General features: G+C 53.7%; 11 protein-coding genes. 4 read left to right on the plus strand and 7 right to left on the minus strand.

The features are described 5' to 3' along the window. The first annotated feature begins 240 nt into the window (after positions 1–240). Both VV869_RS05300 and VV869_RS05305 read left to right on the plus strand, forming a co-directional pair. Positions 241–1,770, plus strand: a complete 1,530-nt coding sequence (locus VV869_RS05300) for a M28 family metallopeptidase (RefSeq protein WP_337733936.1) — start codon at positions 241–243, stop codon at positions 1,768–1,770. Between the two features lie 333 nt (positions 1,771–2,103). Further along, entirely contained in the window at positions 2,104–3,366 is a 1,263-nt protein-coding gene (locus VV869_RS05305) for a hydroxymethylglutaryl-CoA reductase (RefSeq protein WP_337733937.1), read from the plus strand. Positions 3,367–3,534: 168 nt separating this feature from the next. Here VV869_RS05305 and VV869_RS05310 read toward each other — a convergent pair whose 3' ends face one another. After that, positions 3,535–5,910 (minus strand): Lon protease family protein, encoded by a 2,376-nt coding sequence (locus VV869_RS05310; protein ID WP_337733938.1) that lies wholly within the window; start codon positions 5,908–5,910, stop codon positions 3,535–3,537. A 335-nt stretch (positions 5,911–6,245) separates the two neighbouring features. Between VV869_RS05310 and VV869_RS05315 the strand changes: the two genes are divergently transcribed. Further along, entirely contained in the window at positions 6,246–7,559 is a 1,314-nt protein-coding gene (locus tag VV869_RS05315) for an anaerobic C4-dicarboxylate transporter family protein (RefSeq protein WP_261603537.1), read from the plus strand. A 77-nt stretch (positions 7,560–7,636) separates the two neighbouring features. Here VV869_RS05315 and VV869_RS05320 read toward each other — a convergent pair whose 3' ends face one another. From VV869_RS05320 to VV869_RS05340, 5 genes are all read right to left on the minus strand, one after another. Further along, positions 7,637–8,359 carry a hypothetical protein gene (locus VV869_RS05320; protein WP_337733939.1) on the minus strand — a complete coding sequence of 241 codons (723 nt, stop codon included), beginning with the start codon at positions 8,357–8,359 and terminating at the stop codon, positions 7,637–7,639. 173 nt (positions 8,360–8,532) lie between these two features. Further along, on the minus strand, positions 8,533–8,955 hold the full coding sequence (locus VV869_RS05325; RefSeq protein WP_337733940.1) for a GFA family protein: 423 nt from the start codon (positions 8,953–8,955) through the stop codon (positions 8,533–8,535). A 224-nt stretch (positions 8,956–9,179) separates the two neighbouring features. Further along, positions 9,180–9,470, minus strand: coding sequence for a DUF3303 domain-containing protein (locus VV869_RS05330; RefSeq protein ID WP_337733941.1), 291 nt, complete (start codon positions 9,468–9,470; stop codon positions 9,180–9,182). 99 nt (positions 9,471–9,569) lie between these two features. Further along, positions 9,570–11,243, minus strand: coding sequence for a putative bifunctional diguanylate cyclase/phosphodiesterase (locus VV869_RS05335; RefSeq protein WP_337733942.1), 1,674 nt, complete (start codon positions 11,241–11,243; stop codon positions 9,570–9,572). A 468-nt stretch (positions 11,244–11,711) separates the two neighbouring features. Continuing rightward, positions 11,712–12,875: an MBL fold metallo-hydrolase gene (locus VV869_RS05340; RefSeq protein WP_337733943.1), complete on the minus strand. Its 1,164-nt coding sequence runs from the start codon at positions 12,873–12,875 to the stop codon at positions 11,712–11,714. A gap of 108 nt (positions 12,876–12,983) precedes the next feature. Here VV869_RS05340 and VV869_RS05345 point away from each other — a divergent pair, with 108 nt between their 5' ends. Then, complete coding sequence (locus VV869_RS05345) at positions 12,984–13,595, plus strand: TetR/AcrR family transcriptional regulator (protein ID WP_337733944.1); 612 nt, start codon at positions 12,984–12,986, stop codon at positions 13,593–13,595. Positions 13,596–14,005: 410 nt separating this feature from the next. On the opposite strand, the gene VV869_RS05350 is transcribed toward VV869_RS05345, so the two are convergent. Continuing rightward, positions 14,006–15,346, minus strand: a complete 1,341-nt coding sequence (locus VV869_RS05350; RefSeq protein WP_337733945.1) for a DUF4397 domain-containing protein — start codon at positions 15,344–15,346, stop codon at positions 14,006–14,008. Between the last annotated feature and the right edge of the window lie 60 nt (positions 15,347–15,406).

Genomic DNA, 15,406 nt, shown 5'->3' on the forward strand with positions numbered 1-15,406 from the left:
ACTCAGTTTCCCCGTTTTTTCTATAAAATTTTAAATATTGGCTATCCGCTCATTTCCTCCATTAAATATCAACAACCCTCTCATTTACCCTATCTTCCCCTAAAAAATCGTCATCTAAAACGCTACTGATGATTTTGTGACAACCTTGCGTTACACGTTGATTCAAAAGGAATAACTTCGCATTCCAGCCAAAATGACCTACGTTTTGTTGATTTTATAAAAATCTCCAGGGAGGAGAATATGAGAAACACAACAACGCTTTTGGCTTTCCTCATTTCAACGGTTTGTACCCAGGCTTATGCCGAAGACAAAGTCTGGATCTCCATTGGTTCAGATGCCAGTGAAACCGTGAAATCCGTCATGCAGCACAACGCGCGCGCTTTATTGCCGGAGTCCTTGGCCAGCAGCGGGCCCGTGTGGGTTGGGCAGGTGGATTCCAGTCAATTGGCTGAGCTTTCGCATCACATGCACGAAGACCATCAGCGCTGCGGCGGTTATATGGTCCATTCATCTGCAGAAAGTGCCATTGCAGCCAGCAACATCCCGCAGTCTCTTGCTGCTTTTCCGATCCCGGTGATCAGCCAGCAAGACACCGTGAACGCCTGGTTGCCTCAGGTCAGTTCACAAGCAATTACCAGCACAATCAGTTCATTGACCAGCTTCATCAACCGTTTTTATACCACCACTTCCGGCGCGCAAGCATCCGACTGGCTGGCCAATGAATGGCGTTCGCTGAGCACCGCTCTGCCCAATGCCAGCGTTACCCAAGTGCCGCACTTTGGTTACAATCAGAAATCCGTCGTCTTGACGATCACGGGTTCAGAAAAACCGGATGAATGGATCGTCTTGGGGGGACACCTGGATTCCACCATCGGCTCACATACCAATGAGCAGAGTGTCGCGCCCGGCGCCGATGATGATGCTTCAGGGATTGCCAGCGTGACGGAAATTATTCGCGTGCTGTCGGAGAACAATTTCCAGCCGAAACGCAGTATTGCCTTCATGGCCTATGCCGCCGAAGAAGTGGGATTGCGCGGCTCCCAAGATCTGGCCAACCAATATAAAGCCGAAGGTAAAAAAGTCATTTCAGCCTTACAGCTGGACATGACCAACTACAAAGGATCGGTTGAAGATATTGTCTTTATCACGGATTACACGGACAGCAATCTGACCTCCTTCCTGAGCCAGTTGGTTGATGAGTATTTGCCGAGCTTAACCTACGGATTCGACACCTGTGGTTATGCCTGTTCAGATCACGCCTCATGGCATAAAGCCGGTTTTTCTGCGGCCATGCCTTTTGAATCGAAGTTCAATGACTACAACCCGATGATCCATACGACGAATGACACGCTGCAGAACTCAGATCCTACCGGTTCACATGCGATGAAGTTCACCCAACTGGGCCTCGCCTACGCCATCGAAATGGCGAGTGCTGTCGGCGGCACCCCGCCACCGCCAACAGACAATGTACTGATTGACGGTGTACCGGTGAACGGTTTGTCCGGAACAACGGGCAGTCAGGTGCGATATCGCTTTGAACTGCCAGCACAGAAAACCCTGAAGATCAGCACGTCCGGCGGATCGGGGGATGTTGACCTGTATGTTGCACATGGCTCAGAAGCCAGCAAACAGAACTGGGATTGTCGCCCGTACCGAAATGGAAATAACGAAGTGTGTACCTTTACCGGGGCGACACCGGGAACCTACTCGATATTACTCGATGGCTATCGCCAATTCTCGGGCGTCACCCTTCAGGCATCGACTCAATAGTTCAAGCTGAGTCTTTCGTGTGCAGGGACAGAATCCCTCATGATTCCTCTGTCTCTGCGTCTGCATCTGTATCACCCTCACCGGAAACCTTCGGGTTTCCGGTTTTTTGGTCCAAACAGCCTCCCCCCATGAATGCTCACGCATGTCATCCATCACCCGGCGCGACCACAGGTGCTGTATATCTGTGCCATATTGTTGGTTCAAGCCGTCCAACACCGGCATCACGGCCATGGACTCTCCTTTGGCGGATCGTCGCTATCGCCAGTGGCAGGAGTAGTAATTTCAGTTCCAGACGCTACAATCAGCGGCCAACTTTAGCGAAGAAGTATTGCTATGCCAAAACTCAACCTGCACCGCCGGGATTACCTGACCTCCGTGCTCAGCCATTTGTCTGCCGAGGAAATGCAGCAACGCCTGAGCCCGGATCACGCAACCCCAGTGCGTAGACTTCCCCGCTCCCCGTTCCTGACCCCGAGCAGTGTGGAAAAACGCTGGCAGGTTCTGGACAACGACGACGCCAAAGCCCAGCTACTCGATCCTGCGACGCAAGCGCAGATGTCCTGCTACCAGAAAAACATCGAGAACTTTATCGGCACGGTTAAACTGCCGGTCGGGATTGCCGGCCCGCTGCGGGTCAACGGCCTGTTTGCTCAGGGCGATTACACGGTGCCGTTGGCAACTTCAGAAGCAGCTCTGGTGGCTTCTTATCATCGTGGCGCGCAGCTAATCACCCAGGCGGGCGGTGCCACCGCGATGTTGCTCAATGAAGGGGTTACCCGCACGCCGTGTTTTGCCTTTGCCGATCTGGCCCATGCCGGACAGTTCGTCGCCTGGGCGGTCACGCAATATGACGCGTTCAAGCAGGTGGCAGAATCCACCACCCGCCACGGCAAATTGTCGGATATCAGCGTCAATATTGAAGGCAACCACGTCTACCTGGTGTTCGAATATCTGACCGGCGATGCATCGGGCCAGAACATGGTGACCATTTCGACCAACGCGGTGTTTGAATATATTCTTCACCACACACCGGTGAAACCGACGCAAGCCTACCTGGACGGCAACCTGTCCGGCGATAAGAAGGCCACCGCACAAACCCTGCGCAGTGTGCGCGGCAAGAAAGTCACGGCAGAAGTTCACATCCCCCCGGCGCTGATCAAACAGTATCTCCACACCACCCCGGCACAAATGGCGGACTTTACCCGGATGACCACGGTCGGCGGCACGCTGAGCGGCAGCATCGGGATCAACGCCCACTACGCCAATGCGCTGGCTGCGTTCTATATTGCCTGCGGCCAGGACGCCGCCTGCGTGGCTGAATCAGCGGTCGGGATCACACGGATTGAAGTGGCGGACAATGGCGATCTCTACGCTTCGGTGACGCTGCCAAACCTTATGCTGGGCACCATCGGCGGCGGTACTTCCCTGCCCAGTCAGCATGCCTGCCTGGATCTGCTCGGCCTGGTCGGCAGCGGTCAGTCACAAGCGCTGGCCGAGGTTTGTGCTTCCCTGTGTCTGGCGGGCGAGCTGTCGATTGTCGGCGCTTTTTGTGCCGGTCATTTCTCGCGGGCTCACCATAAACTCGCGCGCGGCTAATCCATCGCTGCGACCAGCACCTGATTATGACGCGGACATACCTGCGAACCCTCACAATCGATACGAATAAAAAAAGCGTCGGCACGGCTGCCGACGCTTTGTTATGAGAAAGTAAGGATCAGGCTTTCCCTGCCCCGCTAACTTGATTACGCCGCGAACCTTGACTCGCTAAAGCCGCAGCGCATTCAGCTTGACCTGTGCCTGGCCGAACACGGAATCGAGCGGATATCCCGCCTCTTCCGACCAGGTTCCGGCCGGTTTGCCGGTCAGGATCTCAATCGCTTCCGACACATGGCTGATCGCCCAGATATGGAACTCGCCTTTTTCCACCGCTTCCACGATGTCTTTACGCAGCATCAGGTTATGGGCGTTGGACTGCGGAATGATCACCCCTTGCGTCGACTGACGCCCCTTGATGACACAGACATCAAAGAAGCCTTCAATCTTCTCATTCACGCCGCCAATCGGCTGCGCCTGACCAAACTGGTTCATGGAACCGGTGATCGCCACATCCTGACGCAGCGGCGTCTGGGAAAACGCCGACACAATGGCGCACAGCTCTGCCATCGACGCACTGTCGCCGTCCACCCCGCCGTATGACTGCTCGAACGTCAGGTGGGTTTTGAGCGGAATCGTCTTGGTCCGGCCGAAAACTGACGCCAGATAAGCCGATAGGATCATCACTCCTTTGGAGTGGATCCGCCCGCCCAGTTTGACCTGTCGCTCGATGTCAAACACTTCCCCCTCACCAAACGCAGTGCTGGCGGTGATCCGGTTCGGCGCGCCGAACTGATAATCGGTGGTCGAAATCACCGACAACCCGTTGATTTGCCCGGTCACAGCCCCCTCGGTATCAATCAGCGTGGTGCCATTTTGAAACGTCTGCATCACCTGATCTTTGAGCCGGCTGACCCGCATCTCCTGGCTCAGCAACGCCTGCTCCACGTGGTTGGCACGGATCATCGTCGCTTTGGACGATTTCGCCACGTAGTTACTCTCACGCAACAGGTTGGCAATGTCGGCCGAGTGCAGTGACAGCTTGTTCTGATCACCCGCCTGACGGGAGCTGTAATCGATGATCCGGGCAATGGCCTTGCGATCACAGTGCAGCATCTCGCTTTCATTGACAATGCTGGAGATAAACCGGGCGTACTGCGCTTCCGAGGCATCGGTCCGCGCCATTTCATCTTCAAAATCGGCGGTCACCCGGAACAGTTCGCTGAAATCCGGATCGTACTGTTGCAGCAACTGGTAGGTCTGATAGTCCCCGAACAGAATAATTTTGACGTTCAGCGGAATGTCTTCCGGCTCCAGCGAAATAGTGCCGGACAGGGTCACTTCACGCTCCAGCGAATTCACATTGAGCTTGCGGGCCCGCAGCGCACGTTTCAAACCGTCCCACACATACGGGCGCTCCAGCACTTTGACCGCATCCATCAGCAGCACCCCACCATTGGCGCGATGCAAACTCCCGGAACGGATCAGCGAGAAATCAGTAAACACCGTGCCCTTATAGGTGGCATTTTCGACATAACCGAAAATCGAGTGGTAGCTTGGGCTGTCTTCCACCACGATCGGGAACTTGATGTCCGGGTCCTGGCTCACCAGCACATTGACCTGATAGCGGCGCGGCATTTTCTTATCCAGTGCCGCATAGGCCAGCGCCACCTGCTCTTCACTCTCTTCGAGAAAGATGTCCAGGTTATCCAGAATGTCTTTCTGCATCGCCGTCAGATAGGCTTTGACTTCCGGCAGCCCTTTATAGATTTTTTTCAACGGCTTGATGAAGTGCACGACGACATCCAGCGCCACCTCTTCGTTCAGCTTCTCAAATTTGTCAGAAAACTCTTCTTCCATCTCCGTCAGCTGGCGCACGATCCCCCGGAGTTTTTTCTCCAACTCACTGATCGTATCATCAAACTGTTGCTGCTCTTCTTCCGACAACTTGGCAAAAGTTTCTTCTGTGTGCGGCTCTTCGCCGTTCATCGCCACCAGTTGGTATTCTCCCTGCGGGGTCAATGACAAGCTGACACTTTTCTCTTTTGCCTCATTGGTCAGCGTGACCAGTGAGCTTTCCTGCTTCTGGGTCAGCTGGTTTTTCAGCGTCTCAGAGCGGCTGTAATACATTTCATTGTCAAAGGCCAACGGCAGTGCCTTGACCAGCCGCAGCATCAATTTTTCGATTTCTTTTTTGAACTGGTGACCGGTGCCCGGCGGAAGCTTGAGCACATTCGGGCTGCGGGTTTCTTCAAAGTTCGCCACATAGCACCAGTCATAGAGCGGCACACTACTGCCGTTCGGATCATGCCGGTTGAGGTAGCGCAGGATCATCGTCCGTTTCCCCAGCCCGTTGCGCCCGACGGCGTAAATGTTGTAGCCCTTTTCTTTAATCGACATGGCAAACTCCACCGCTTTTTGGGCCCGTTCCTGGCCGACAATTTCATCCAGCGGTGTTAAATGCTTGGTCGAGGTGCAGTCCGCCGCCAGCTCGTTCAGGGCTGACGCACGATACAGTTTGTCACTGCTCAGAGGTTTCACTGACATAAACATCCCTCTTTTATGACCTCAGATACCCTCAGTGTAGACAGCAATTGATTATATTTTAGTGACTTACCTTACGTTTAGCAGGCAAAATCATCCGCCACAGAGACAATCGCTCATTTAATACACAAATCTGGTTTTGTAACCCCGGCAATTCCGGGGGTTAACAGGCGCAACACAATACACAACCGACGTGTTACAAGGCGCCCCATTTGATAACAAATATCCTTTAAATTTATAAGGTTATGTCGTAGGAGTGTGATTGAGGTTCGGTTGTGTGGCCCGACAAACCGATATCATGATCCCCAGTATTAAACGTTGTCATCAAGGAGATTGGTGTGTTTATTGTTGAATTGTCCATTGTTCTGCTGTGTATCTTGATCGGGGCCCGCATCGGCGGGATTGGCCTCGGCGTCATGGGGGGGATCGGCCTGGCCGTTCTCAGCTTTATTTTTGGGATCGAGCCCACCAGCCCGCCGATCAATGTCATGCTGATGATCATGGCCGTGGTCGCGGCTGCCGCATCCATGCAGGCTGCCGGGGGCCTCGATTTATTAATCAAAATTGCAACCAGTATTCTGCGCCGTAATCCGAAGTACATCACCTTTATTGCCCCGCTGGTTACCTATATCTTCACCATGATGGCCGGGACCGGTCACGTGGCTTACTCCGTGCTACCAGTGATTGCCGAAGTCAGCCGCCGCAGCGGGATCCGTCCGGAACGTCCGATGGGGATGGCCGTGATCGCCTCTCAGTTCGCGATTGTTGCCAGCCCGATTGCCGCCGCCGTGGTGGCACTGGTGGCTTTCCTGGAGCCACAGGGCATCACGCTGGCTGATGTGCTGATGGTGACCATTCCCGGTACCAGCCTGGGCTTGACCGCCGCGTGCGTGATTGTCAACAAACTGGGCAAAGAGCTCAATGATGATCCGGAATTCCAGCGCCGCATGGCCGATCCGGCTTTCCGCGCCGAAATGGAGCAGGAGCAGGAAGTTGCGGAGCTTGAAGTCAAACCAGAAGCAAAAAAAGCCGTGTCTCTGTTCTTGCTCGGCGCAGTAACTGTTGTGATCATGGGGGCGTTTCCGTCGCTGCGGCCGCAGTTTGACGGCCATGCCATGGGGATGGCGCATACCATCGAGATCGTCATGCTCTCCGTTGCTGCCCTGATCATTTTGCTATGCAAGCCGGACGGCTATGCCATTACCCAGGGCTCAGTATTCCATGCCGGGATGCGGGCTATCGTTGCTATCTTCGGGATCGCCTGGCTGGGGGATACCTTCATCGGCGGCCATGACGAAATGGTGAAAGAAGCCGTTGCCGGTCTGGTCGAAGTTGCCCCGTGGACCTTCGCCTTTGCCCTGTTCGCGCTGTCAGTCATGGTCAACAGCCAGGGAGCGACCACCGCCGTACTGGTGCCGGTTGCCATCACCCTCGGCCTGCCACCGGCAGTAATTATCGCCACCTTCGTGGCGGTGAACGGCTACTTCTTTATTCCGAACTACGGCCCGATCATTGCCTCGATTGACTTTGACCGCACCGGCACCACCCGGATCGGTAAGTACATCTTCAACCACAGCTTTATGATCCCCGGCCTGCTGAGTATGGTGTTCAGTATCCTGTTCGGCTTCCTGTTTGCCGGGATTGTGCTCTGAGTACATCGCCAGCCCCGGCCACAACGACAAAGCCCTGCGTTCGCAGGGCTTTTAATTATCAAAGGGGCTCAATCGGTTCAGGCACCAAGCCCGGCCAGGATCAACCGGACCTGCTCCACATTGGCTTCATAACGCTTGATTGCCCGGAGCACCTGGCAGCAGGCCAAAGACAGCTTGAAGCGACTGGCCTTGCGACTGTCGGCATAAATCGCCTGAGGAAAGTCCTCCGGGATCCCGAGCGGTTCAATAAAGCCCCCACCCGGCGTCTGGTAGTCACGGTGATATTTCAGAGACGGCCAGCTAATGATCTCCACCGCTGCCCTGGCAATCCCGCCCCGCCAGGTTTCCTGGGCCTCTTCCGGGGTCAGCGCCAGGTAACGCTCGGCATCTACTTCGGTATCAAGCCAGCTCTGCACGGTCGCCAGATGGTGGCGATGATCATACTCTTCAATTAATCCCTCAATGGACGAACATTGGCCACCCAGGCTGACGTTAAGCCGGTACAGCTCCGACAACGACATCCTGTTCAACGCCTTCAGCGCTTGTTGGTAGGCCCGCTGATGAAGTTCAGATTCCACATCTTCCCGCAATTTTTCCTCCCGGCGCCGCTTATCTTTCAGCTGCTGGATCCGGTGTTTCCCGTCATCCATCAACTGCTGGGCTTGTTGCAGGATCTCAATCTCGGCCGGAGAATAAAGCTCGTTCAAATCCGGCAAAATCACATCTTTAATGATATTGGCAGCCGTGGTCACTTTTGCTTGTTTTGTTGTCAGGGCCTGGCTATTCGCAAAATTGAGCATGATTTCATTCCTTTTGTATCAATCGGTGAATGCCAACAATGGAAAAGAAAACAGAGACCCAGGGGTGGGATGAAATAAGATCGTTGTTCGAGTTGTACCGTTGAAAAACCTGAAGTATCCGACCTCATCACAAGCACAGGCAGATACCTCAAGTGTAGACAAATTACCAAGACTTAAGGGACGAACTTGGCGAAAACCTCGGCCTCGGTCATGTCTTCCGTCGGCTGACTGAAAGCGTAATAGTCGGGTTTTTTATCGATGAAAATCTGATGCGTCATCACCAGCTGATCCTGCTGATCCAGCAAACCCGCCGACACAATATACTGGTTATTGTCTTTCAACCGGTAAAACAAATGGGTACCGCACGCACTGCAAAAGCCACGCTCCGCCCACTCAGATGAAGCAAAACGGCTCACAAAGGCTTCACCGTCAATGGTCATCTGATCACCGGCTTCCACCGCCAAATAAGGACCGCCGCCCCACTTGCGGCACATCCTGCAATGGCAGGCGCCAACATGTAAATCCGCCTGTTCAGCTTTCAGGGTCACTTTTCCGCACAGGCAACTGCCTGACACCGCTTGGTGTTGTTCCATCATTTCCTCCTTGTTCAGACGTCGGGACAACTTCCATTTCTACTCAAGTGACCGGTAAATTACCGTGACCCGCTTTGACTTTCTGCGATACCCGCCAGAATAAAAAATGTGCCCACCCCCAGCAAACCTGCTGATGATGAACACATTTAGCAATCCAAGATGACAGTATGATGTAATCCTCATCGGATTCAATCAATCGTCTGGCATTTAACCGACGGGGAAACCCGTTAAGTCAGCAGTTGGCTTCCCAGCGCTTTCGCCTGGGCATCATCCACCACGACCTGAACCGAGATATCCATATCATTATTCCAGCGCAGTGCGTAAGCCATGATTTCCTCAATATTATCGGATTCACATACGGCAACCCCGGTGCCACTGACCAGATCATGCCAGCGACCAATCATCTTGACGTGCTCCCCCATCATCTCCTGATCCTGTGCTTCAGTCAGTTGGGAAAAATGGGCGAGAATGGGATGCAGCTTGCCCTGATGCAGCTGCCAGGTTACGAGAAAGGTCATCGTCAGTACCCTCGTGGAAGGACTGAGAATAAGTATAGAAGGTGCCCGGACAAGCGTATGAAAGGAACGCAGTTGACCCGACCGGCTTGATGGCGGAGCTTAACGCAATCGTTCGGCTTGCGGGCCCGAGTCCTGCATCGCCCGCATCAGATGTGCAATCTCTTCTGTCGGCATGGCCTTGTGGTAATAATAACCCTGGGCATAATCACAGCCCAGCTCATGCAGCAACGCCGCCTGCGCCGCCGTCTCGACACCTTCAGCCAGAACTCTGACATTCAGGACCTTGCTGAGCGCAATGATCTGATGCACAAATTCCCGGTCCAGCTCGGTCTTGCAGATATTCTCAATCAGGGATCGATCAAGTTTCACCACATCCAGCGAACGGCAGAACGTGCGGATCAGCTTCAGTGACGAATATCCAGTGCCGAAGTCATCCACGGCAATACTCAGCCCCAGCCGGCGCGCCTGTACGATATTCTCCCTGAGCTGAGACACATTATGCGCATTGGCGGTTTCGGTAATTTCCAGTTCAACCTGAGTCGTCGGGCACTGCGTCTGTTGCAGGATGTGCTCGAGCCGCGCAATAAAGGTCGACATCTCCAGGGTCTTAAAGGAGATATTGATAGCCACTTTAGGCACCGGCACCCGGGCTTCCTGCCACGCGACAATCTGCCGACACACTTGTTGCACCACCCAGAGGTCGAACTCAAAATGCAGACCAATTTCTTCCGCAATGCCGACAAACACATCCGGCGCAATATGACCCAGTTCGGCATGATGCCAGCGGGACAGGGCTTCCAGTCCGATTAAGCGGCCACTGCTTAGTGAATATTGAGGCTGGTAGTGGATTTGGATCTGACGCTGTTCAATCGCCTGCGGAAAAGCATCAATGATCAGTTTGTGATACACAATCCCGCTGCTGATCCGTTTCTCCGCAAAGACGAAATTCGACTGGCTGACTTTCTTGGCCTCTTGCAGCGCATCTTCCGCAGCAACTTCCATCGCATGATAATCCGGGTAACAGATCCCCTCGCCACTGACGCCCAGACTGAATGAACGATGGATGGCCAGATCAGCGCTCAGCTGGATGGGCGCATCTCCCATCTGGCACAGTTTTTTGCACAGCCGGAGCACCCGTTCGCTGAATACCGATGACGAGACGCCGTCATGCTCTTCAATCAAGAGACCGAACTTGGCATTGGAATAACGCACCACTAAGCCTTTTTCGCCAATAAGGGCCTGGAGTTTCTGGCCGACCACCGTCAGGAACAGATCGCCGATATCAAAGTCGTAGCGAAAGTTGATCGTCGAAAAGTTATCGACGCACAGTACGATCAATGCCAGGTTGATCGGCCGGCGGTTGGCCATTTCCAGCACATGATTGGCGCGGCAGCGAATCGCCCAGCCGTTACGTAACCCCGTGATCGGGTCGAGCGATTTATTTTCCAGAATTTGAAAACAAAGCCGGAATCGGCCTTCATCGCAGGTCCCGGAGCAATGTATTCTAACCGGCAGCGGATAGTGGAAGTTGTCGGTCAGCTGCGCACAGGCCAGCATCCCGTGCGGGGCGCGCTCGGTCTGAACCAGGAACTGTTTCAGGGTCAGGGGCTGATGCTGTTCACTCGACAGATGAGACAAGATAGAGGCCACTGGCTTCCCGATAATGGCTTGCGATTGATACCCGATTTGCTCCGTAAAGACGCTATTACACGCCGTCACAATCCCTTGTTCTACCTCAAGCAGCGGCAGCAGCATATGCAATACATCTTCCATCGGTTTACTCATCGACTTGTTATTATAAGTTCATGTCTGGCCCAAAGCTCTTAGGTCATAGGTCTTAGGTCTTAGGTCTTAGGTCTTAGGTCTTAGGTCTTAGGCCAGGCAACTTTGGAAAAGCAACATCCCCGTGATGAATTAATCAAGATACAGGGTGAATCAGTAAGCGCCAACTATATTTTGAGTGAATACTTGATACCTGGACACTCACTGTCATTCAGAAATATTCCTAAGCGACTGTCTTTTCAAAAAATATTTTTCCGGTTCATTGCACTGAGAGGTTAGCGGAGCCCACACAGCGCCCCGATTCAGACTGATGTTTTTTTCATCAATAATGACAAGGGGTTCGTGGGATCTGCCGGACAGAAGCGACATTCACTCCGGTCGTGGTTGTGCCAGGGAGGGAAACGGTGGAAGGGGCCAGATCAAAGCCGGCCCGAATCCAGTGAGAGGAGGCTGAGCGTTTTAATATTCCACTTGCGCCAATTGTGAAAAATCCAGCCATTCGTTGTCATCCTGCCACCAGTACGAGGTCTGCACCGGTTGACCGAGATTCAGTGACTGCCCCACCATCGGCGTAACCAGGACCTCACCGGACGTTTCCACCTCGGCGATTAAGTCCGTGACGGGCTCATCCCAACGATGCAGAAACAATTCGTAAGTCGACCAGTGGACCGGCATCAGCTTTTCAGCCCGGACATCCCGGTGAGCCAGCAGGGTATGGTTCGCCTGCATATGACCCCAGCCTTCCACCGGATAGCCTTTACCATTTTTGACATTGGCGGCCACTTCGATAAAGGACAAATCAAACGGCCCTAACCGCTCACCGATTTCCTTAAAATGCTCGCCATAGGCGGAATCGCCACTGTAGAACACGCTCCCGGCATTACCCTGGATCGCCCAGGACGACCACAGCGTGGTGTTACGGTCAAACAGACCACGGCCGGAGTGATGATTGGCCGGCGCGGCAGTAAACGTCACCCCGTTCAGTTGTTCGCTTTCCCACCAGTCAAATTCATGAATATTGCCGGGCTTCACTCCCCACTTTTCCAGGTGGCGGCCAACGCCCAGCGGCACATAAAACGCTACATTTTGCGTGGCATAGTAACGGACCGTACTCTCTTCCAGGTGATCATAATGATCATGGGAAATCAGGATCACATCCGGCCGCGGCAGATCTTCCCGGCTGACCGGCGCCGGAACATTTCGTTCAAACCAGGACGAGAACAGGCTGGGCGAGGCATATTTAAACACCGGATCGATCAGGATCCGGGACTGATCCAACTCGACAAACAAGGAGGAATGGCCCAACCAGGTCACCCGCAGTGAGCGGCTCCGCTGCGTCAGCAGCTCGGTATCGACCGGCTCAAACTCCAGGGGAGCATCCGGCTTGAACTGAGCGCGCTGGGTGAAAAAACGCCACATGGTTTTCAGCATCCCTTCTTTGGCTTCAACCTGCGGCAGTCGGGAGATCACCTTACCGTCCACAAACTGGGGAGAGCTGGCAATCCGCGCCTGTCGAACATCTTCACTCTGCACATAGTCGCCATTGGCTTGATCACTGCAACCCGCGCCTAAACCCAGCGCAACAATTGCTGCTGTTACAGATGCCTTGAGTGATGTCTTCATTTTTCGGCTAGCCCCAAAAGTAAACGGTGGTGTATACTTATAATCATATCGATAATCCGATCAAAGTAAACACGGTCGTTTACCTTTTTATTCATCATTGGTATTGAAATGGTTAAATTAGCTGAAATTAAACAAGAAAATATTCTTCGTGCAGCCGTTGAAATCTTCCAAGCCAAAGGACTGGAACAAGCCAGTATGGAAGCCATTTCGAAACAAGCCGAGGTCTCCAAGCGAACGCTGTACAAGTACTATCCCACCAAGGAAGACCTGTTCAGTGCGATCGTCGAGCGTCTGTTTGCCAATGTCATCAGTATTCACCAGATCGCCTTTGACCCGACGCAATCGGTGGCAGACCAACTGACCGACTTTGCCCGGCAGGAAGTGGCCCTGGTTTCCAGTGAGTGTTTTATCTCGCTGGCCCGCGTGGTGTGTTCTGAATCCATCCGCTCACAAAAGTACGCCTCGCTCATCCTGCAGGATGTTCAGCAACTGGAAAACTGTAAGGGGCTGGAGAAATGGATCCGGGGCGGGATTGAAGCCGGAAAGCTCAATGTCGATTGCCCGCACATTGCTTCGGAGCAGTTCCTATCTTCACTCAAGTGCATAACCTTCTACCCGCAACTCTTTGCCCACCAGCCGCCTGCCAGTGAGGCCGAAAGAGAAATCGCGATCACGATGGCCGTGAAACTGTTTGTGAATACTTACGAGAAAACAGACTAAGTCAGGCGCTAGATTGACGGCAGGAAGCGCTGCACGGTCCGGCGACATCGAAGCACAGCTCTTCATCGCAAGATCTTTTTGCCGCCGCGCGTGATCCGAAAACAACGCCGCACCGTATCCAATCATGCACCTGAAGTTGAGTCACCTTGCACTTGTTTACATCTGAAAGCCTGCCCGGCAAGGCCATCCGCTTTGCCGACGGTTCATTATTTATGGCCCCTCCAAAGTTGGAGGTTAGGGAGTACCAGCCAACACTCCCTTTTTTTGTCTTTTAAAGTCTGCTTTTTCAAACAGAGTTGTCGCCTGGGCCAGCAGCGGCGACGACATCCCAATCTAAAAAACCTGTGCCGGCAAACTCTGCCGGCACAGGTTTAGATTGAAAAAAATTGCTTCAGTGTCGCAGCATGAACTCAAGGCAACATGTTATCGACATGAAGTAACAAGCCCGTGAAATCATCCGTTGCAACCACGGAATACACGCTTCCGGCTTCAATCGTTACCATGGCTTCTACAGCCGGACTAAACGTCGCGTCGCCCTCTAAAATTACCGCCAGCGAGTAGGTTCCGGCAGGCACATTCAATGTGGCCGTATCCTTGAAATCGACATTATCCAGAACCACGGTAGCCTCACTGAACATCCCGTCGACAGTTGCATGAATGTCCACCAGCCCCAAATCGCCCGCTGTTGGGCTGGCATGGATCACGCGTACCTTGCCATACAAAGCAACAGGGCGCAGATCTTCATCGATCACCAACGGCTCGATCGACAGATCCGCCAGCTTACCGACCGCATAAATACTGGTTGCCGTTCCGGCATCAAACGATATATCGGGCGCAGCAAACAGGTCGACAGACTGGGTTGCAGTATCCACGACGTTCAAATCATAGCGATTCGGCGTCAGCGCCTGACTGCGGAACTCACCAAACCCAATGTTGGTCAGCCCCTCAACGGCGGCACCGGAAGCCAGCACATCCACAGGGGTATCCGCCGCGTCAGCAACGGCGTGGACCACTCTGACAACTGCCAGCTCGTCGACATGGCGTAACACCTGACTGGCTTCCCCATCTGCAACCAGTAAATTCACCGGTGAAACCGCGCCGGCATCGACATTCGGCACGGCGGTGATCATCAGATCGCTGCCGCCGCTCAGCGTCAGTTCTCCACTGTCAAACACAACATTCGGATCGCCACTCAACGTGACCCGGATCCGGTAGGTATCTGCAGGCAAAGTGACCGGCAAGGCATCGCTGTCTTGCTTAAAGTTCAACCCACGGATCGCCGGAGCGTCCCCCTCCAGGCTGTCAGCGGTGGTCAAGTAAATATCAACCGCACCGACATCAGGATGGCCATGAAGCACATCCAGGCGGATCTCTTCACTGCCAGGCGCAATCGCTTCCCGGCTCAGCACCACGGCTTCAATACTATCGGCATTGTTCAGGGCGACAATGTCATATTGCATCTCCGGTGCAAAATCTAAGTTGGCTTCGATCACCCGACTTTGTTCATCACCAGGGAGCAACGCATCGACGGCCACGCTGTAGGTGCCGGACTCCAGTTTGATCAACGGACTGCCGACTCGATAGTCAACTGAGACCAGCCCGTCGACCACGGCGTCATTGAGCGCCACTGCGACTTGCGGCGCATCGGCGCTGGCATGTGTCACCCGGATCTGTGACTCATCTTCCTCGAGCAGACAGCCCGACAACAAGGATGTACAACCGATCAGGACTGCAAATGAATTGAACTTCATATCAATATCCTCTATCTGAGTGTTGTTCGGGGGTAAATACGGTACAGACGCAGAATTCGA

It is taken from the genome of Photobacterium sp. MCCC 1A19761 (assembly GCF_037389125.1).
In the GTDB taxonomy this organism is placed as follows: domain Bacteria; phylum Pseudomonadota; class Gammaproteobacteria; order Enterobacterales; family Vibrionaceae; genus Photobacterium.

What these genes read in the sequence shown, in the direction of transcription:
- VV869_RS05325 (WP_337733940.1), bottom strand. Translation starts at nt 8,955, where the DNA reads ATGATGGAACAACACCAAGCGGTGTCAGGCAGTTGCCTGTGCGGAAAA.
- VV869_RS05300 (WP_337733936.1), top strand. Translation starts at nt 241, where the DNA reads ATGAGAAACACAACAACGCTTTTGGCTTTCCTCATTTCAACGGTTTGT.
- VV869_RS05320 (WP_337733939.1), bottom strand. Translation starts at nt 8,359, where the DNA reads ATGCTCAATTTTGCGAATAGCCAGGCCCTGACAACAAAACAAGCAAAA.
- VV869_RS05330 (WP_337733941.1), bottom strand. Translation starts at nt 9,470, where the DNA reads ATGACCTTTCTCGTAACCTGGCAGCTGCATCAGGGCAAGCTGCATCCC.
- VV869_RS05335 (WP_337733942.1), bottom strand. Translation starts at nt 11,243, where the DNA reads ATGGAAGATGTATTGCATATGCTGCTGCCGCTGCTTGAGGTAGAACAA.
- VV869_RS05340 (WP_337733943.1), bottom strand. Translation starts at nt 12,875, where the DNA reads ATGAAGACATCACTCAAGGCATCTGTAACAGCAGCAATTGTTGCGCTG.
- VV869_RS05345 (WP_337733944.1), top strand. Translation starts at nt 12,984, where the DNA reads ATGGTTAAATTAGCTGAAATTAAACAAGAAAATATTCTTCGTGCAGCC.
- VV869_RS05305 (WP_337733937.1), top strand. Translation starts at nt 2,104, where the DNA reads ATGCCAAAACTCAACCTGCACCGCCGGGATTACCTGACCTCCGTGCTC.
- VV869_RS05310 (WP_337733938.1), bottom strand. Translation starts at nt 5,910, where the DNA reads ATGTCAGTGAAACCTCTGAGCAGTGACAAACTGTATCGTGCGTCAGCC.
- VV869_RS05350 (WP_337733945.1), bottom strand. Translation starts at nt 15,346, where the DNA reads ATGAAGTTCAATTCATTTGCAGTCCTGATCGGTTGTACATCCTTGTTG.